The sequence below is a fragment of the Anaplasma marginale str. Florida genome (genome assembly GCF_000020305.1).
Classification (GTDB): Bacteria; Pseudomonadota; Alphaproteobacteria; order Rickettsiales; family Anaplasmataceae; genus Anaplasma; species Anaplasma marginale.
Genome location: NC_012026.1, coordinates 288,128 through 309,268, shown reverse-complemented (window position 1 = coordinate 309,268; position 21,141 = coordinate 288,128). Strand labels below are relative to the sequence as shown.

Here is a 21,141-nt window from a genome sequence, read left to right as displayed (position 1 = left end):
GTCGCCAACGCGGTTCTACCGCGCGCATGCATACCCTTTATCGCCGCATACTGGATAGAGAAAGGAGGGGGGGGGGGGACCTTAGACATGAGCAGTAGTGACATAAACGCGGTAGCTGTCCAGGGTGGCGTAGCAGGTGGCACAACATCCGTAAGTGGCAGTACGCACAGTGCAGACAACGAAACCGAACAGCTGAAAAACACTTTTGCAAGCGGCAAGGTACAAGATATCGTGCAGAAGGTGCTGTGCAGTAATGGGCAGCAGAGTGCACAGGTTTTAGCACACGTTTCCACCCGTAGTTTCACAGGGTCACATGGTGGCCTGAGGATCGACAAGCGCTATGTAGCACGCGTAACGTCTAGCGATGGTAGCACACCCGACAAGTGCTTTTACGTCCACCTCGCATATAAACTAATTCCCCCCCGCAGCGGGCAAAGTACCGAGCATAAGGCGTATGACGTGCAGCTCGGGGTCAGGAACGCCCTCTCCAACAAAAACATTGTGGCACCCAGCGGGCGCCTTGTGCTCGACACGATGTGGAAGCCAGAGGGCGCAGCAAACGCATCAGAATCCACACCTAGTGACAGTGGAAGCAGTGATATTCATGTGCACGACGCCATAATAGCACCTAACACAGCATTCGAGCCTGGTTCACAGTCCGACATCATAACACTCGGCATGGTCGACCTTACCGCAGATGTATATGGAACGCTGCTAACCGATGCGTATGTGTACCAGAACACGACGCTCTTGCACAAAGACGCGCAATACGGTGGCATAACAAGCGATGGGTACGATGCCGTGATGAAGGCTGTAGCCGAAACTCTATACTACGCAGACGCCCCTGATAAGCACCCTGCCCTGACGCGCCTGGCAGAGCATAGCATCTTGCACAGAGGAACCATAAAAACCAGTGGTAGTGGTCATGACGCCCTGGAGCGACATTACGTGTTCAGAGTGGACAACGCGCCGTATAACGTCCACGCCTTCGTGTCATACCCCGCACCGAAGAGACATTCAGCTAGTAATGTACAAGACCCTAAATCTGCACCCACGCTGGCAGTACGCCTTGTGCATGCTCAAACATTTACACTGAGTCCTTTTCTAGCTGCCTCGTGTAGCGCAGAAACCAGTGCGGTGAAGCAGCAGTTCGCTATACATGGCAGCGCTGCACCGAGGTCACATGAGGCATCAGAGCAAAATGGTGCCGGAGAACGGGGCACAGATACCGGGACACATTCCCCCTCCGGAGACGATGAGGCCGATATTCAAGCTAATCCCATCGCGCTTCCCATTATCGTCGTGAACGACTACGAGCGGGACCTGCGGCCAACTATCAGCAGTGCCTCGAACCATGTTGAATACCTAAAACGCGTGACAGAACAGCACGCGGTGAGTGCGGATATGAACGCAGCGCTCATCGAAAGCCTCGTGAGAATTACCTGTGCCGGTGAGGAAAGCTTAAAGCGCGCTGACGACAGCTTTGCTGCATTGTTGCGCAACGGAGATGTAGAGGTAAACGGAGAGGTACTTACTGCAGCTGAAAGAAGCGACTCCTCTGATAACGTCGACAGTGCATTAAGTGCGCTCAGACTGGCATTAAAATGGCACCCAGGTATGGCTGACCTGCTGCTGCGCGCAATAATAAACACATGCGATACAACCTCTAACGGATTCACCGTGGTTCACAGTGATAAAGAGCTGAGCAGAATCCAGCCAACAATTACACAGAAACTGAAACTGTGTAGTGACCCAGCAACGCATAGTAAAGTCACGATCACTAGAAACCTGCAGCTGGAGTACAAAATTGGTGATCAAGCTTTTAAAACGTCTGTGAACGTGGGCTATAAACTATCTTTGAATACGCGCGAAGACGGGCGCGCAGAGCTAGCAATCGAAAACATCTGCGCTACTGCGGCCCCTATCCTTACAGAAGGTCATGCTTCGCCCAAAGTTCTCTCATACCCATGGTGCAAAGATTCCGTGGTGAGTGACTTGTCACAACTTCTTGCCGCGAAATGCGCACCTTCTTTGGCAGTCAGTGCTTTCATAGGCCAGCGCGGGCTGTATGAAGGCATGTTCCTAAAACCGTCGTCGCCAGGTGGCAGCAGCAAGTTTCAGTGCACCACAAACGCAGCTAAGGAGAGAATATCACAATTTTTCTCGAAAAATAGTAGTGGCTCCGTGCTGCAGCTGAGCCAGATAAGCAACAGCACTCTGCGCTCTCTCGTGCCACCGTTATCTCGTCGAGGCGCAGACAACGCTCTCGAGATAAGCGGGCTTGTTCGGGCCGTTGCCAAGCATTTTGGAATCACAATAAAAGACGTTACGGAGCAAAGTAGTGCAAGCTACCCAATCAGAGGGAACGAGGTTGTAGGTGTAATAGCGGGCACAAGAGTGAAGCGGATCTATAAGATATCGCCAACATCAAGCACTGCTGAAGATATATTTGTGCACGTCGAATATGATGTACTGCTCGTTGAAACCGAGTTTTACTCCAAAAATCTTGAGCATGGCAAAGATACAGAGTATGTAATATGCAACCTGAAAGTAGGATGTGCGCAGGGCCAGTCAGGTGCCAGTAGTTGCAACATGATGGAATTCCCGGTCACGGTCTGGTCTTCGCGGGGTATCATAAGCAATGCATCCACCGCACGAACCGCCATAACAGCGTCCACAACAGCCTCCAAGTCTGCCGATAGCACCCCAGATTCGTCGACAGGTGGCACGTCAGAGCAGAAGGACAACAGCGACATCTCTGCTGTCTCATTCGAACATAGGGCAAATGAGTATAAAACCCGTTCCGACACCGAAAGCAAGAAGGATGCTGTGCAGCCACCTGTGCAGCCACTACGTAGTGATGAGTCTCGTGAGGTAAACAGGGATGCGGCCTGCTCCTCCAGTACCGAAAGTGAGGAGGATTCCAGTCTGTGGCTGACAAGCGGTAAGTTTCGTAATGCGGACAAAATTAGACGCGCCCTCAACAATAGAGAGTCGCTGCGCGCAGTACTATTCCCGAAAGATGTTGATGCAAAAAACTATACCTCACATGTAATATCGCGCATGGCGCAAATATGCCTCGATCGGGGAGATGCAACACCCCCCACCATCTATAACATAAGCAGCAATGTTACAAAACTTGGGGATTCGCACAAATCATATAAGGTGACCAAAGCCGCAGATGTCAGTGTGGATAGTGACGTGCTCAGCATATCTGTGGAGTATGCAATATCCAAACAGCGCCGTAACCGGGATGATGGCAGCGGAAACACTTATATTGTTTACGTGATCACCAATGCCAAGCTAACTATCAAAAAGCGAGGCGGAGCGGCCCAGGCTGCCATATTTTCAATCCCCGATACGAGGTCTAAATCGGTACTTGCTCCGTACCAAAATGCAAAAACTGAGTACGCAACGGCACATCCGCACAAAAAACACCCGTCAGCCCCCAAAGCGTCGGAAGAGAAGAAGGTCAAAACAGCGTTGAAGGAGGAAACGGCTACGGAAACGTTGCAGGAAAGAGCTACAACAGGGTCGCGAGAAGAAGGGATTACAACAACGTTGGAAGAGAAGGAGGTTACGGCAACGTTGGAAGAGCAGAAGGTCAAAACACCGTTGGAAGAGGAGAAGGCTACAGAAACGTTGAAGGAAAGGGCTACAGCAACATCAAAAGAGAGAGCTACAGCCAAAAGAAAAGCGAGTAAGTGGGTTGAGAATACCGTGTTTGTCGTGGAAAGTTCACCGGACGATCACGAAAAAAAGGAGCGGTGTTTCATTGTGGTGTGGTTTTGGTGGTTTGTGGGACTGCTTCTAAAACTGTGGGCGTGTATCGTTGCAGCGGCGTTGTGGTGCTATAGCCTTATCTTACGCTGTTGCTGCTGCGCTCCCGAAACGGCAGACAACACTAGCACAGTAAACCTGCGCGATTTCGCCGCACTAAAACGCACCAAACAGCAGCCACGTATGCACGGAAGCGGCGTGGAAGAGTTGGGGAGCGATGAGTACACACATCTGTTCAATAGCCCCATTGATGATGACATTGAGACGCGGGAAGATGCCCGCACGCAGCAAGATATTGGCGCCTCATTAGCGGCGGTTTCATCTGAAAGGGTAGGTGCACAGAAATGCGCGCCCGGAAGCGTGCTGGACGACAGTGAGGTGGCTAGCGTAGTGACATCCAACTACAGTGCCGCCGCCATGATGAGCGGAGCCTAGAGTTTGGTAGCAGTCTGGAGCACGTAACCATTTACGCAAGCTTCAGTCCACGGGAGTGCCGTATGCTCGGCTGCAGGTAGCACGCACCTGTAGGGCACTCTTGCGGGTTCTATCATGGGTGTTGTGCCCTACTACCGCGCGGCCTCGTTCGCCAATAATGAACAAAAAATCATCAATAAGATGCTTACATCAAAAAATAATGCCTACATCGGCATATGTCGCTCCCGAAGCACGCATCACGTAAACTGTAAAGTGTTGTTATCAATTTGCAAATGATACATGCACCGTGGTGACGATCTCAAAGACTATCGGGAACAGACAATACAGCGGAATGTGTGCGGTGTTGCACAACTGGTACATAAATGGTACAATACCGGCGCGGGGTTGTGCACCCCCAGTTTCAGTGGCTTGCCAGTGGTGGGCGGTGCGTGTTGCACGGTCTCGGCACCCTTTTTGGGCTCTGGCGCTGTTTTGGTGCACGATCATAGGTCGGTGGCTGCCGTAAACTGAGGTTCCAATGGGTCCAAAACTGCTGAAAGCACCCAGCGACTTGGGTAAGTCGCTCATGACGGACCCGGGGTGCTTATACAGAGGGGAAAGCGAAAACAGAAAATTCGAACCCGCTCTCGCACTACTTCAATACATGTACGAGCTTGCGCAGCGGCTGAATAGCAAGCAGGTTCTAACTTCTATAGACTTTGACGGTCCAGAGGCAGCGAGTGACGACCTACTTGCGGACAAATTCGTAGAGGTGGCGAATGTCATAGGATCGCCGTATTCCAGCATCCCTAAAGAGGCGTGGCGGGCCGTGATCAAACTCGTTGAGGCAACGCCCGATGCGCGCACACACTTACCTAAGTTTTTGGCTGAGTGCTTTGATCCTGACTGCATACAGTTCGCAACATTCGAGGTTTGTCCGTATTCGCACTTCACAATTTCGGCAATCCCCAAATATTCGGGTGTGCGTGGTCAGCTTGAAAAACGCAAGGGGAAAATTACGCCTGCGTACCTTGTAGAAGAGCGTGTACAGTTTAACGTTGTCAACACCAAAGGAGAGAGCCTGGGCACATTTACGATGCACACATCGTGCACCTTAAGCCGGGACGAGCAGTTATCGAGCGACAAATCGGTGGTGATGGATGCGGTGAATACAAACATCCAAATCACCAATGACTTGTGTCGAAACCTGAGGCAAGAGGGTTACAAATGCACCCACAAGCCCGCAGCAAAGAAATACAAGATCTACCTGCCGCCAGCAGCAGCTGACGGTACGCCGGGTGTACGGCGTGACATTACTGAAACTCCGACAAGGCTCTTGAGCAGCGATGACTACCTCGGTAGGCTTTTTGACGGCGCCGCTGGTGTGGAGTATACCCCACGTATTTTCCGGGGTCTTCTTGGCCCAGCTCTGCAGGTAAATCCGACTGACATTGATGTAGTCAAGCACGCAACATTTCTAAAACAGAGCAAAATAGCCCATGAACGCTCATTCCCCACCAGTAGGAATAGAGAGCAGCACTCTAGCGTGGAGAAGCGTGCAGTCATCGGGTCTGAAAGCGGAAAATATATGCACGCCGTACTCCGCTATGACGTTGTGCATAAATATGAGATTCCAGATTCTTGCGAAAGCGCCACCCGGATAGAGGATCTTAAGCTCCATGTTAAGATAGTAGATAACGGACGCGGAAATTCGTTGTTCCTCACCAAGGACGAAGTGGACACCGCATCGTTTGAGCGCATAAACATTAAGAGGCGCGCGGAGCTCAGCACAAACGCCGCGTGGGATGATGCTGCAACGGCACAACGCTGTGGTTACACCAACTTAGCAGCAAAGCAAACACCTGCGGCGCAGTACAGCGCAAGCAGCCAAGACCAGTGGTGCTTCGTCTCAGAAGACCTATTGGAGGATAGTTACGAGCGCTATGGGGTGGCACACCCAGACAGGCCGATAATTACCAGTGAAGGCGTGCAGCGTGATACTTTGAACTTCCTCGTCAGTCAAGCCGTGTATAACGAGGCCAGTCAGAATGTCGACCCTATATCCATGGAGATAGAAAAGCACTGTGTCTCCCATAGAGGGCTTGTATCCGGGAGTAGTATCAACACGGAGCATCAGGAATCAGGATCCCAGCACAGAGTCGAAGAGCACTTTATCCTCTACCCAAAGGGCAGTAGGCCTAACAATACGAGCCTGAAGGTACACGCTTTTGTATCATACATTGTACATGGATACGACTGGGTAACAAAAAAAGGCGAAAAAGTGGCGTTGTTGGGGACAAAAGCGCAATTGGGCATGCGGTTTGTAAACCCACAGTTCAATCTGGATGAGTGCCTGCAAGTAGGCAACAGCAGCATTGATTCAGGCAGCTTTCAGGTGTTTGACATCGCACTGAAAGGGGACACACGCATACGGTGTGACAAATTCAGAGACGCTATTGGGAAAATTGATGTTGCCAAGGATGGCGCTTTATTCTCCCCAAGCCAGAGCAGAGATGGTGTAGGCGGAAAGCGCAAGGAAGCGGTCGAGGTGGTAGACCAGGGCAAGGTGGTCTTTGAGCAGATGGCGAAATACTATGGGGCCGCGGCATTCAATGACAGCGAAGAGGAAAGTGTGCATGTAGCGCACGACATCACCGGGCCTATCATACCCAAAACACGCACATTGGCCTCGGGTGCGGTTGGAAAACTATTACGCTTGTATGATATGGACGCGATACACGTCGTGGGGCGCAGTCGCCGCGGCAGGGCAGCGCAAGGTGCATCATCTGTAAGCTCAGTAAGGTTCGCGCCTTGTCACAGCGACAATCTATCCGAACTCGCGCAGAAGAGGCTTGAACTCCTGGAGTTGCTGGAAACATGGATAAAAGAAATTGGCCACCAGACTCACACTTCGCTTTTTGAGGCCACAATTAACCTATGTGGCAACTTTTCGCATGAGGGTTTCACGCAGTTTTTGCTCAGCCAATTTCAAGATTACACGCGATTCCCGAGTAAGGCTGCTATCGTTGACAAGAAGTTATTTCTGCAATTTGATCAATCCACCTCTGAAGACGGAAAGCCGCAGGATAAGATTCGCGTTGTGCAGCACGCTCTTGTGGCTCCGATGGCGTGGTGGCAGACAGAAAACTTGCACCTGGTGGTTTGTTACGATGTTTGCGTAGCGCAAATGGACAACGGGCTCAAGCAGCTGAGGATCACACATCCGGTTGCTGCAGTGAAATCGTGTAGCAACACAAATCTGAAGGCAGCGAAACCGTACACTTCCCTTCAGTTGGAACGGGATAACGAATTCAGAATAGTAAGGATACCTAGTAATCGCATGCCTGAACCCGTGAAGGCGCTGGCGGTGATGCAGTCAGCACAAGATAACTTCGCTGGATATAAATATCTTATACAGGGTTCCAGCGAGTCGCGTGGTCCCGGGCAGTCAGTCTCCGAAAAAATGCGGACGTGCATCATGGAGTTCGTTGGGCTTCACGGCATCGATAAGCTTTTGGGCAGTGAGTACATTTCCGCCCCTGATCGCACGTATGACGTGCTATCTGAAGATTGTGAATTAGGTGGGCAGGGGTTCACGCAGCCCAAAGGTAGCATTGCTGCATGCTACGATGAAGTCGCCAACACATTGTCACGCGCCAACTACGATAAATTTGTTAAGTTCTTCTGTACAGCACTGGGCATAACCAGAATAGACGACAGAGAGTCTGAATGGGAGGATATTGGTACCTCGGTGTTCAAAGACCGTCTCCCCCCACGGCTGGGCGGAGGGATTGGCATGACTCATGAGCTGGCATTCAGCGCAAAAAGCGTCGTTACTGACGCGCCTTTGAACATCAAGGTCACTATGTCATACACCTTGCGATACCGCGGCACCAAAGACGGAAAGAATTTTTTTGCAATGGGTAACCCGTCAGTAACAGTAAGTATGTCTACAAAAGATGGCAGAAAGCTGGGAGAGGCGTCTTTGCGGAGCGATGCGCTCGCCTTGCCACTTCAGGCGATAATCGCGGTCACAAGCATGAAGGAGCGGCATGTTCAGAAGCCGCATGACAAAGAAGAGCAGTTTGTGCGGAAGTTGCAAGCTACAGCTCCACAGCAAAAAGATGAGGATGAGGAGGCCCACGTTGTTAGCCCAGAACCCGCAGCAGTAATGCTATCTGGGACGCGTGATGGTGGTTCTTCTGAATCCGAAGATCAGACAGTGGATGAAGAAGAAGACCAAGATGAGGTGCTCGCATCAAAAGGTGGGGATGCGGAACCCGAAGAAATGGAGTTGGGAAGCCATACCATCACAAAGCACAGCGCTGCATCCAAAGCGGAAGCCGCTCGTGGCGCGGTGGAGCCAGTGAATGACCTATCACAAGACATAGCAGCATGTCTGAGTGCGGCCGATACCGAGTGTAGCCTATCCGACCAGGAAGTGGCGAGTAGGCCAAGTAGACCAAGTAGGGCTCAGGCAAGCGAGACAGCCCCGCTCAGAAAACCAACAAGAGCCAAAAGGAGGGAGAGATCCACCGCACAGGAATCGTTGTATGGCGCCATAACGGCGGCTCATGGTGGCTATGATAGCAGCTATGATAGCAGAGATGATGACCTGCAGACGCCCAGTTACAGGTCACGACGGATGGATGACAGCTTCGCATCAACCGTATTCGAACCGGTAAGTCGGGTTGCGTGGTACACGAGAATCCTTAACGCCGTTGTCCGGGTCCTGCTCTTGGCTTGGACCTGCATAAAAACCATGTTTTCTTGGACATTTAGGTGCTTTTCCACACGCAATAGCGCAACAGATGTGCTATATGTATATGACGAACTACGCGCACACGGGAGCGATTCCAGAGCCAAAAGCCATCCTAAAGCTCAGACAGCAAGGCCGCAAGTTGACCTTAGCAGCGTGAACTCGGTTGATGATGGGTACTATCAATCAGAGGGGCGCACACCCGATGCTACACCCGTATCATATTCCAGCAGTAGCAGAACAGCACCTGTCTCCAGTGTCAGCACATCGCGCACCGCCAGCACGAGGCCAGGCCGTCATCGTGGTGGCAATCCAACCACAGTTGTAGATAGTGCCGCTGCTGACCAGTTACATGCACGCAGCGGCGGCGTGAGTAGGCGCGCAAGAATGTGACAACATAACACTCCCGGAGCGGGAACGTACGCCGCCGGGATACGTCTTTGCATGCATGTGGCGCCACACTTGTAACGCGGGCTGTTGCACAGGGCTAAGCTGCTCCACCCAAGAAACCGCGCGTGCCGCAATTCACGGTTGTCGGTCCCCCATACATTAACGTTGTTTTACCATGCCTGCTGTCTGGCGGGCGTGTGAGGCGCTTTTCCTTAAAACGCCATATGCCTTCCTGTAGAGTACACAGGCACCTCGTTGCGCATATGGTAATGAGTCAGCAACAAAGAGACAAGAGGGCGGCACCCGCTGTTACACAGCAGCAGGTGTCACAACATAGTGCCGGGGGAACATCTAGGGTACGACTCAAAAACAAGTTGGATGACGCTGTAGAGGCGCATTTCCTGTACGGGGCGGGAGAGAGGCTGTTCACAACGCAAGAGCCAACTGGCGTTGAAGGCGCGGCCAATGTGATTATGAATAAAAATCTCATAATCAGATCGTCTGTAGACCATAGACGCCTTGCAATAGCCGGCGTCGATGCCTTGACAGACATAATTCTGCGATCAAGCGACGCCCCTAAAGCACCCGCACACGTCATTACAGCTTGGGTTGCATTGTACACCCCTCCGGAGAAGCGAACGATCCTCACTAATATACTGCAAGCATGTATCGATTATCCCCCAAACCCACAGATAAGTGCCTGTAGAAGCGATATCAAAATTTGCAACATTATCCCCAACAGTGCCGTGCCACAACAGCCCCAGCAGCGGTCTTGGATACACTCGTTTTTTGGTAGTAGCAGTCGAACACAAAAAGCTGCCGCACCTGATCCAAACTGCCCTCCCATAGGCATGCGTTGCGAAGAAATCATCACATTCAAAGTTCAGGATGTCTACAACAACGCGCCTGTGGAAGACGTAATAATGACCATAAACTATGACCTTGTTGCAGTACGCAATCAATCTTCTGGCACCGATGACGTAGAACTGCGCGATCTATCGTTCCGCGTTACCGCAAAATCGGAGGATGGCAACAACAGCTCTAACGAATGCGCGTGGAAGGCAAAGCAATGCCTTAAACGCGTGTTTTTGTCTATTGAACTCGACCTTATTAGGGCTGCAAGCAAGTTGGAAGCCGCAGATATGCTAGGCAGCAGTAGCCTGAGCCCCCAACAAGTTCTAACGTACAAGCAGCGTCTCCAGGCGCTTCTAGATGCGCAAGAGATGCAAAAGCGAGACGCAGATATGCATGCACGCATCGCGCCTAAGTTTTCCTGCGAAAACCCACAGAAACAAATTCTGTTCAAAGATGTTGGGTTCCTGAAAAATAATAAGGACATCTGCACACACATTTTTGTATCACCACACCAGGACGCGGAAGAGCTGCTGAGTAAGTTCTTGCATACGGTTATAGCTGATAGCTGTGCCGACAGGCGGAATACGAAGCCGGAGTATTTTCAAAAAATATCCTTTAAAGTCCCCCTAAAGGTCCCGGATGAGCAAGAAGAGAGATATAAAGTAATCGAACACGGCTCTGTGCATATACCCCTGTCTGGGCAAAATATACACGCACTACTTTCCTACGTAGTGACAAAGCGTGCAGCAGGCAGCGAACATAGGCCTGAGATAGTTATAAGCGAAGCCAAGTTAGGAGTGAGACGTGTGCCAAGAGGGTTCAAGTTGCACCATTGCTCTTGGGCACGCTATCGCTCAACGGATTTCATTACGTTCGCCATACCGGAGCTGACACACACCTGCGTGACAAGCACCCTACCAACCTGCTGGCACAGCGCGAAAGAGTATAGAACACTTTTGAGCCCATACCCCAGGAAACCTGTCGGGGTAGCCCCCAAGCATAGAGGCATTGCACTGGCGGAGCATCACACCACAGTCCCTACGGTACAACCGGAACAGAGCGCACACCAGAAACCGCTGGTGACAACAGGGGATTTGGCAAAAACGCCAAGGGTACAATCAGACACCAAGGACGGGAAACGTGGTACAGATCACGCTGCACGTGGGAGCGATACCCGTGATACATTCGTGGAATCAGATAAGCCGGAGTACCGACCAAACATGGCGCAACTCCAGTGGATTGAACAAATGGTGACACAGGCTTCTACAAAAGGCGCAGACACAGACGAGCGCTCGTTTGAGTCTCATATTGCGAGGTTCGTAGAGGCACACAAACAGCCAAGCGCTGACAGCCGCTCAGGAAAAGAGGCTTCCGACTATGATATACCGCAAGGATTCCGCGGTTTGGATAGTGTAAAAAAGCGTGGGTTAGAATTTGGGCAGCCTACTGAAGGGAAAAGTGCATCTCACCGACGCGGTAGATCAAACGTAAAAAAACCGCTCCCGCACTCGGAAGAGAAGCCACAATCGCGCTTGTTGTGGCTCTTATCAGCAATATGGAAAAGCATTCTACTCATACTAAAGTTTTTGATAGTAACCCCCCTGGTTTGCATATACAAACTATGCACCCAACATGCGGCTCAATCTCCGACAACTGCAACCGATACGCCTGGAGAGGCAAGTGATAAATCTGACAAACAATCAGCTACTGAAACACAAAAAGAGAACACCTCTTTCTTCCCAAAATTTTTGCGACGTGCCAAAAACTTATCTGCCGCAACCAATGAGGCAGACAACGAGGCAGATGCGGCTACTTCTGAACCAAAAAAACAGGATAGATGCAACAAGACCGTGCCAACAGACACAAAAAGTAATACAGAGGAAAACCCAAGCGATCAGGCCGAAGTTCCCTCAACCTTGCAAGAACCTAAAATCGAAAATGCCTTTTTTGAACTACACAGTGCGTTATACCCAGCGTGATGCGGCACAATTTTGGTTAAAACCTCCCACACACTGGTGCGGGAAGGCACGGCCAGCAATAGTGTATTGAGATTTGTGGAGAAACCGCACAAAGCCATGTTCCACAGCGTAATACCCCCTACCACGGCCTGCGGACTTGCAGTATACTGTACCTCCTCCTCCAATTTCTGGATGCTAGTATATGCGCAATTCCGCCCCACAACATTTGTAGTCCCAGGTAAAATATCTGTGATGCTTCGCCGAGCGTCATATACCAAACAATCCACTGAATTCCATTAACGCAAAACAGAGAAATAACCACACCCAGATTACCAGAAAGCCTCTTTTGTACCTCGGAAAGAACGATATTGGCGGCCACGTAAAATATTGAAGAACCCCCAACGGGGAAAAAATATATTATGTCCCTAAACACCCCAACGATAAACAGCGGAAGATTTGCCAGAGGGATATTCCTGCTGTACGCCAAAACCATGAAAAGCATGTCAAACCTGGGAGTAAATTTGTGCATCACTCCGCTGAGTAGAAATTCGCACAACACCAACGCTGACATCAGCACAGCAGCAACCATGCTTTTAGCGCTCCTGACCATGCTTATTTTACAATTAGCAAACACCGACCCTCTTGTAATTTTTTAGCTAAGCAACCAATTGGCACAATCTTACAGGACCTTAGAAATCGCAATTCCGGCCCTACAAGCCATTTTTATTGCGGAAGACAGCAGCTTATACCCAAAAGCCTTCTCAGCACCGCAGTCGATAGCAGTTTCCATATGCTCGCGTTCTTCGGCACAAAACTGTAGTATTTTCTCGCTTAGATCACGCTCACTGTCATCTAGCTGCGCAACCTGACCGTTGTAATGGTCACAAATAACCTCCTCAACCGCGGCCGTACACGCCATCGCCGCCTCCTTACCCATCATGGCAGTTACATAACCAAGTGCAACTCCTGCAACGTGCCATACAGGCAGAAATAGCGTGGGGCGCACCCTCCTCTGAAGTATCAAGTTATTAAAGTATCCGAAGTGCACCCGTTCGTGCTCTTGCATTTCCTGAATTTATCAGCATCCTGCGTGCGCGAAAACACAATGCCTTGCCCGTGGTATATGCACACCGCCGCATACTCACCAGCGTGGTCAACCCGTATCATGCTTTCCACAGATTTACTTCGCATCGCAGAACCACACCAAACACAGAGGATGATAACATATATCACCCGCAAAAAAAACTATTCCTGCCACGCTACGCACGTCAATTTTCCTACACATGCATCCGCCTAACACTAACTCCACAGCACGTGCGCGCCATGCGACTACACGCATTTTGAGCAAGCAAATCTTCCCCCAGTACGTTGCAGAATTGCAGCTAGCACTTGCAAATTCTCTGCGGCTATATTGGGGTAACGCGTACCACAGCACCGTCAACATTTCCTTTTCACTGAAACTGTGTTACCATCTCGCCCGTAGTGTGTTGTTACCTTAAGCGCTCTATTGTATTTCTTGAGGTAATAACATGCCCGCTGTCGAACTTGATGCCAACAGTGTAGAGTTTTGGCGCGAAGATATCGCAGAACTTGGACGCGTAGCAGATCCGCACGCGGCAAGGGCGGCCATCACGCAACATGCGTGTTTGAAAGCGTTGTCTGGAGAAGAGTTCTGTGGCTGCATCCATAGGGGGCTACTCACAACAGTAGACGGAGGAGAGGTTCCTAAAATATCGGTAGAAGACCTGGATCGCATAAGGCGAGAGGTCGAGGGCGGTGTTCTCGTGCTTGCACCGGATTTTATGCCCGCACCCGCTAAATGGTGCAACAGACACCTGCCGAACCTAGCCGTCGGGGTACATGTCATGCACCATCTATTGCTTAATAGGCAGTACTCAGTCATGGGTCCAGAGGAAACCATACAAAGAATACGCGGGAACGTGCGTGCAATTCCTGAATCACACGTGCATCAGGCGCTGATATTTGAAATAGTGAAAGCTTTCAATTCCGAATGTATATCAGGAAGCTGTGCCGAAGCAGCTCTCCAGTTTGTGCATAAGCACGATATGACAGGTGGAGGAGTAGAAGAAAGTCGCCATGTCCACAGGATTTCATATGACAGAGTGCGCTTGGAATACGACTTGTCTCTCAAGATAATCCCCCAGCCACCAGCACAAATGCACACCGGCCCCGCAGAGTCAGAAGGCACAGGAAAATTGGATGTACTAATGGAGACGGAAGTTTCCGCGGTAGAAGGCGCAGTACGTTATGAAACCACCGTACGTTTCAAGATCGCCAAGGAAATACTAAACCACATAATCAGGAAGAGGAGCGCGGGTAGCGACTATCAGCCTAGAGATAGCGATCTTGTTGTGGTAATGCAATACCCACACTTTGAAGTACCGTTCAGCCAAATGCATGAGGAGATTTCTCTAGTAGTGCAACTGGACGAGGCCAGAGCGAGGGGCGACAAATCTGGCGTTGCAGGAGATGCGCGGCAGCACGTGAAAGGGGAACAAGCATCTGATGATACCTCTCAAACACTAATTGCAGGTACACTGGCCAGGATAGGCAATTTCCTGGGGAGGAATGCACCAAAACCGGAGCAGCAACAAAGCCTGAAAAACGAAAGGACTATATGTAGGGCTGCAATTCTAGACCGCGCTGATTCCCCAACAAACTTCTCAACAATGGAGATCAAGCACCAAGTTGATAGCGCGCTGGCGCAAGAAAGCGGAAATTACGCATTGCATGGCATAGTTGGGCATACATTCCCACACACAACTGATTGGAAGCATGAGGAAGCGTTTATAACGGATTGGTTCCGTAAGCAACCGACAGCACCAACTTATGAATTACTTGCACAAGGAAAATCCACGGCAGTACGGAGGGAGGGCAATCAGCACGAAAATGCGCTGGCGAACGAAGACACTGAAAAAACTCAAAGGCCTATTGCAATTGCACCTTTGATGGGCGCCGGCATCAAGGCCGTCTTTACTGTGCCCGAGAGCCCCGCGCTCAGTCGTTCTTCGAGCCTTAATGATGCAACATCACTTAGCGACGATGCGCAAAGTAGTAGCGGATCTGAGAGAACCTTGGTGCCAGAAAATTTTAGTGACCGGAGCAGTAGCGGCTTTCTAAGCGCTGATAGTGGTGGTGAGGAGCTTGTCATAACACCGGAAGAAGAGCGTAAACCGCTTGTGGAGATTGGTGACGCACGGCGCATTCCCACGCAGCATGTGGTCGCCAGCAGCAGCTCAGCCCACCTAGAGGAGAACGCGCCGCATGCGCAGGCAACCGTTGGTCCGGCAACCGCACCGCAACCAGCAAGTAGCAGCAACGTCGCGGTAGGTGAAGCTGCGGCAGCGGCTGCCCAGCCACTCGTAGATGTGTACTCGCTACACAACGTGCGCACACACACCTACGTGGAACTATCGAACGAGGAAATAGAATCAATAGTCAGCCAGCTGGCCGACGCAGAGGGCACCACACGAACACCAAAGCACCAAAGCAGTGCAGTAAGTCAAGTGGCCGCCGAGATTTTATTACACACATTACGTAGGCGTGATGTGAACCACGCAATAAGGGGGGGATTGGAACTATATGGGCCGACTAAAACCGGTCGCACATCTTTTGTTGACTTCCCAAGAGAGGACATAACAGTAAATGAGGTTCAGACACGCGCTGAAGATGCGGCAGAGGAGTTGGCCAGCGTCCTTGGTGCCGACCACAGCGATACTGCCAATGCGGAACAGTTGGCGGCATTGCACGGCATGCAGTACAAAAGCGAATACATGCCTAAATTTGATCCGCAGGGGCAGAGGCTGAAGTCATTTTCCGCGCTCAAAGCTATGTTCGTCAGGGCAACACAAAATTCAACGGAATCTAATTATGCCATTCCGCACCCCGCGCTTATAGAGGAAATGGTGAGCTCCCTCAATCAAGCAGGAGCGGTTGCTTGGCCCAAACTTGATATGATGAACATTACCACACAGTGGGAACTGCAAAATTTTGGCGTGTTGTGGAAGGAAGAAGGGCTTATAAATAGATCATCCCCTGCCGGCGAACAAACACCAACACACAGTGTATTCATCAACTGTACCGATAGCAATAAAGTAAACATTCTCATACTGCACTCGACGGCACCATGGGTATTGGGGCTGGCGAGAACAAGCATTAGCTACGAGCTGCATTTTTCCCCCGAAGACAACACGATATCCTATAAAAACGTGTACACGCGTATAGCCCTGCCTGGCAGAGAAGCAATGCTACCTCCACTGAAAATGCTCACAAGCTCGTACGCGCAGCCAGAAACTGTAAGCATACCGGATGCTATACCAGCTGAGGGTATGGTGATTGTCCACAAAATGGAGGACATGAAAATAAGCGTGAAAGAAATGCTGCAACAGAACAGGAAGGGGCAAGTTAGGGCATTCCCGAGGAGTAGTGAAGCAGCCACCACCACCAGCAATACAACCGAGCAACACACAGCAGTGGAAGAAACTTTGCACATTAGGTTAAGGGAGTGCGGGGCAACCCCCATGGTGGAGGAAACCAGACCGTCACCACAGACGAGCGCCAACCAAGGGACTGCTGTTAACCAAGGTGTTGATGAAGACCAAAACACCAGACGCACCCCATGGTACATGGCACCGTGGAACCTCCTATGCGGTATGTTCAGAGCTATAGGGTCATTCATAGCCCGGCTGGCACGCGCTATTGTGAACATCTTCAGGTGCAGCTGCAGTTCCAATTATGACACCCTCACCAACGATAGCGGGGAGATCGCAACAACCGACACACACAACACCGCAGAAAACGTACAGGAAGAGAGGGAAAGACAGCCTCACGCCGGCCGCCAACCGGCACAACAGGGCGCCAGCGCGGCAGACACCGGAACAGCCGGGCCCTCACCGCTTCACAGCAACGAACACAACGGCACCCTCCCGCAAGGAGAGGAACACGAGCAGGAGGCAAACGCCCCAGCAGCCACATCTCCTCCTAGCACCAAGCTGGACTGCCCACACAAACTAGGCAAGGGCGCAGCGACACGCGGGCCATCATTCGTAGAACTTCACGAGCACCGGCTGGGGCCGCAATACGATATGCCGCAACACCAGGCCAGAAGGTAACCGCGGCGCACCACAACCCACCAGCCGCGGGGGCCTCAGCCCGAGAGCACTACACTACAACCCCCCCCCGCCGGGGGGGGGGGACAAAGGTAGGTTTATACGCTCAGTCCCCACACCTGGCTGCCGTGCCCCGCCGGTTGTGTTCCGTCTGCCCCTGCTGCAGTATGCTGTGACATAGCAGGCGCCACGTCATCAACAGCGAGGCGCGCCCCTGGAGCAACATCCGCCACCGCACCCCCGTCAAGGCCCGCTGAACCCGCCGCAGTCTTTCCACCAATGAGACCACCAATACTACCGAGGCCACTGACGCCTGCCGCAAGGCCCCCGCCAAGCATGCTCTTCATGATATCCATGGGCTGGTCTACGACAGCGGACTTTACTTCATTCCAATAATTAGTCGCACCAGCGTGGGGACCACTCTCGTCAAAGAAGCCAACTGCCAGATCAGTGGCAGCCCTGATACCAGAGGCATTCACGTAGTTGTCGTACAGCGCGCGACCCAAATACCCCACCTTCGTGGGATCGCCGAAGGTGACCGCACACGTCAAATATTCCACACAGCTCTTCACTATCGAACTCACGTACATAAAGGTGGAAACAATCATCGCCGGAACAGACGTGAAAATGGCTATGAAGGGCCACAGGAAGATGACGGGAACAAGCTTTACGAGGGACGTGAAGAAGTTACGCACCCCATTGACAGGCTCCCTACCCTCCTCTTCCTCACCAGCAGATGCCTGACGGCCCCGTTTGGAAAAGAACCCAGCAAGAAACCTGACGGGCAGCACAACAATCATCGCGACAGTCATCGCCACATAGGTGACAGTGGTCAGGAGCAACGTAGTGGCAAGCAACACAAGCGACAGCGGCAAACGCAAAATCAACTCAACTCTCGAACCAATACCGGAACCGCCATCCTCCGGCACTTGCAGGACAACATCGCGGCGTGGTGAATCATCACCGCTTAGAAACTGCTCCCAAGACATAAGGCAAACCCCATTATAAGCACAACTCAACTGCGAGCCGTGGCGTTCGCCCCATACAGAGCAAACACGGCATCACACACACTCCGGTCACCATACACATTTTAGGGCAAGTGGTCAACAGGTAATGTGTAACTGCAACTGTTTTTCGAAAATATGATACCCAAATGCACATCCAATTCGGTTATTGCGCTGTTAGCCGTGCGCTCGGAGCATAATCCAAATACCCGACTGTTAACCCCCTGATGGCGTGCATGGCGGCATATCACGCGCAGCCAAACCCTGGGCATAATATAAAAATTAAAACGTAATAACTAGCCACTAGTTGTAAGTTTATCACAGCGCAGTTCCCACGCCGTACAGCAGAACCCGAGTGCACATTCAAAATATTGCATTTTGCACTTAGCGCGGGTGCAGGCAGCATGCAACATAAACGCTGCGTAAACACAAACCTATATGACAGTTATTGGCGCATCCACACCGAAAATGCACTGAGTCGTGCACGAAAAGATGTTTATGTTACGTGTAACACATCTAGATTGCGAAAAGTGCATTCATGCCACACATCGGTTGTTGCTGTGGCGCTAAAGCCCGGCAAATACAGCACCACAATGCACACAGCGCAGACGCACACCATCGGGAGCCGGAAGTGTGGCCTCGCCACCGTATTGAGAATTTAAACAGCAAATTTGAGCAACTCTACCAGCGTACCGCATGCACACATCACTGTACGCGCTTGAAATTCGGGTCACCCACAACGGAATGTCTATGGGCCGCCAGGAAATATTCCAATGTGCATAGATTGCAACATCCCAAGTGACCAACACATCATCACCAATAAAGGCATGCTCAAATCCCCGATCGGCCTCCCGCCTCCGGCTCAGACCACAATTGCGCGATGCTAGGCTCCCAAAAAAGCAGTATACAACCAGGTCATGCGCTGATGTAGGCAGGCTCCCAAGCCGTTCCGAAGTTTGACAATAAAACCGCACCCTGCGGCTATTTGCCTTTGGCAGCTACGACATCCAACACGGCTCTGCACACTCCTCTGAAGCCGCGTTTCTTCACCGCAAAAGCCAACAGCAGACACCCGGTCACGTATACGACGTTCCATCCAGAGATCGAGAGCCCAAGAAAGACAAAGCTCGGAACACCACACGAAGGAGCGACGTCATTGCTTAGCAGATTGCGCTTTATGTCATCAACACTTGCACGGGGGTCTACATCACCAGCGCAGTGCAAGAAATCCGTAAACCAACCGTACTCCAAGCCTGCATGATACGCTGAAAGGGCCACGCTGCCCACATAACACATGGCAGTGCAATAGAGTGAGTACTTATCTCCTCTCAACATTGTAACAATGGAGAAAAAAAGCGCGGCAAAGTATGGGACCCGCTCATACAGGCACAACCTGCACGGAATCAAGTGATACACAACCTCCCCAACATAGGCGGCAGCAAGCGCCAATACGCTACTGATGAAGAAAAGAACGCCGCATTCTCTCATTACCCTACCCACCGCATAAACGCAATATGCAAAACCGCGGCACTGTATTTCAAGGCATAAGACACCTGCAACCCTGCACAGATGAACGCCAAGAGATACATTGCTAGCATGGCATACAGCGAGAGCGTCATCCCCTCCATCATAACCGAAAACCAGTTGCTGTACCGCAACTTGAGCAGGGAGGCAGGCCAAGGCCTGATAACAACCATGAGGTTATAAAACACAAACGGCACTATGAAGAATATGAAGAGGTGCATGGAATAGTTCGCCCACAGCGGGCATGTAAAGATGTCGGCACAAACCTTGTCATACACACCGCTTGCAATACCGTACAGAGCAACAGACGCCGGCATTGATACAGCTGCAGTGAGTAACTGACCAAACGCTGATTGAATGACTATGGTGTCATGCCCCATATCGGGCGCACCTTTATCGCCGTTTTGCAGTATAAAAATAGACGACATGCCGATAATGAGCAGGAAAACCGCCGCTTGTAGGAAGAACGGAGCAAGCTTGAGGCCGGTAGCAAACGCGGCATCATACAAGGGAGGGAAAAACCCATACACCAAGTAACAAGACACGTGGGCAATCAACAGTGCAGCAAGGGCAGCCCAGTGCTCCTGCCAAGCAGGTAGATGGCCTATGCCCAAAAAAGTGCTCACTACCTTCACGGGAATCAGAAAGCCTACGAGCCTGACCACAACTTTGAATAACGACTTAAGCATATCACGAAGCCACAAACACGAATGTAGACCTCCAACACGCGGGGGCTAGCCCCCCTACATACCTACTCCACAAGGTATGTCAACCGTTTTTACCAAACAGCTTGACCGACGATATCCGTACATGTAGAATTCTGCAGTTTTGCGTTTCGTGGGTCTGCTGTGGCTAAAAAAGGTTCTGGTCTGTTGGTGAAGTTGGTCAGCAGCGAGGGTACTGGCTATTTTTACGTCAAAAAGCGTGACCCTAAAAAGTTGGTTGAGAAGCTCTCTTTCCGTAAGTATGACCCTGTTGCTAGGAAGCACGTCCTGTTTAAGGAAGAAAAGCTTAGGTAGGGTATGGTCTGGTGCACCGGCACCAGTATGGCGAGGTAACGTCCACAGCTTGCCGCTGCTTTCGCTGGGGTGTTCGTCCTCGCGTCGATGGCGCGCGGTGCGCTAGTTGTGTGGGCGTGCTATTGCCGGCACTGGTGTTTGTATTGGCAATTTGTTCAAACCTCGCCATTCGTGGCTCCGTAGTTTTTTGGGAGTTGGTGTGAGGCATGACGGCCGCACAGAGCAACACGTCGAGGAGCTACGCGATGCCTCTGGTGGGAGCAGTGTCCCTGTCTTGCGCTTAGATCGGTAAAAACATTTCCATGTCAG

9 protein-coding genes and 1 pseudogene are annotated in these 21,141 nt (G+C 51.3%); 5 read left to right on the top strand and 5 right to left on the bottom strand.

What is annotated here, in order from left to right; genetic code table 11:
- Positions 1–87: 87 nt before the first annotated feature.
- From AMF_RS10515 to AMF_RS06385, 3 genes are all read left to right on the top strand, one after another.
- The gene (locus AMF_RS10515) at positions 88–4,215 is read left to right on the top strand and encodes a hypothetical protein (protein ID WP_012658876.1); all 4,128 of its coding nucleotides are present in this window, start codon (positions 88–90) and stop codon (positions 4,213–4,215) included.
- 517 nt (positions 4,216–4,732) lie between these two features.
- The gene (locus tag AMF_RS06390; protein ID WP_012658875.1) at positions 4,733–9,346 is read left to right on the top strand and encodes a hypothetical protein; all 4,614 of its coding nucleotides are present in this window, start codon (positions 4,733–4,735) and stop codon (positions 9,344–9,346) included.
- A gap of 260 nt (positions 9,347–9,606) precedes the next feature.
- A complete protein-coding gene (locus tag AMF_RS06385; protein WP_244825236.1) occupies positions 9,607–12,177 on the top strand; it encodes a hypothetical protein in 2,571 nt (856 codons plus the stop codon).
- A gap of 118 nt (positions 12,178–12,295) precedes the next feature.
- Here AMF_RS06385 and AMF_RS06380 read toward each other — a convergent pair whose 3' ends face one another.
- Both AMF_RS06380 and AMF_RS06375 read right to left on the bottom strand, forming a co-directional pair.
- On the bottom strand, positions 12,296–12,766 hold the full coding sequence (locus AMF_RS06380) for a hypothetical protein (protein ID WP_010263310.1): 471 nt from the start codon (positions 12,764–12,766) through the stop codon (positions 12,296–12,298).
- Between the two features lie 69 nt (positions 12,767–12,835).
- A pseudogene (locus tag AMF_RS06375) lies at positions 12,836–13,347 on the bottom strand (demethoxyubiquinone hydroxylase family protein).
- 338 nt (positions 13,348–13,685) lie between these two features.
- Between AMF_RS06375 and AMF_RS06365 the strand changes: the two are divergent.
- On the top strand, positions 13,686–17,288 hold the full coding sequence (locus AMF_RS06365; protein ID WP_010269624.1) for a hypothetical protein: 3,603 nt from the start codon (positions 13,686–13,688) through the stop codon (positions 17,286–17,288).
- A gap of 95 nt (positions 17,289–17,383) precedes the next feature.
- Here the strand turns inward: AMF_RS06365 and AMF_RS06360 are convergent, their stop codons facing one another.
- The 3 genes from AMF_RS06360 to AMF_RS06345 all read right to left on the bottom strand — a co-directional run bounded on the left by AMF_RS06360 (position 17,384) and on the right by AMF_RS06345 (position 20,502).
- On the bottom strand, positions 17,384–18,274 hold the full coding sequence (locus tag AMF_RS06360) for a hypothetical protein (RefSeq protein WP_037349080.1): 891 nt from the start codon (positions 18,272–18,274) through the stop codon (positions 17,384–17,386).
- A 996-nt stretch (positions 18,275–19,270) separates the two neighbouring features.
- On the bottom strand, positions 19,271–19,777 hold the full coding sequence (locus AMF_RS06350; RefSeq protein WP_010263292.1) for a disulfide bond formation protein B: 507 nt from the start codon (positions 19,775–19,777) through the stop codon (positions 19,271–19,273).
- Positions 19,777–20,502: a hypothetical protein gene (locus tag AMF_RS06345; protein ID WP_010263291.1), complete on the bottom strand. Its 726-nt coding sequence runs from the start codon at positions 20,500–20,502 to the stop codon at positions 19,777–19,779. The genes AMF_RS06350 and AMF_RS06345 overlap by 1 nt, the downstream gene beginning before the upstream one ends.
- A 159-nt stretch (positions 20,503–20,661) precedes the next feature.
- Here AMF_RS06345 and rpmG point away from each other — a divergent pair, with 159 nt between their 5' ends.
- Positions 20,662–20,832: a 50S ribosomal protein L33 gene (rpmG, locus tag AMF_RS06340; RefSeq protein WP_010263289.1), complete on the top strand. Its 171-nt coding sequence runs from the start codon at positions 20,662–20,664 to the stop codon at positions 20,830–20,832.
- Positions 20,833–21,141 lie beyond the last annotated feature (309 nt).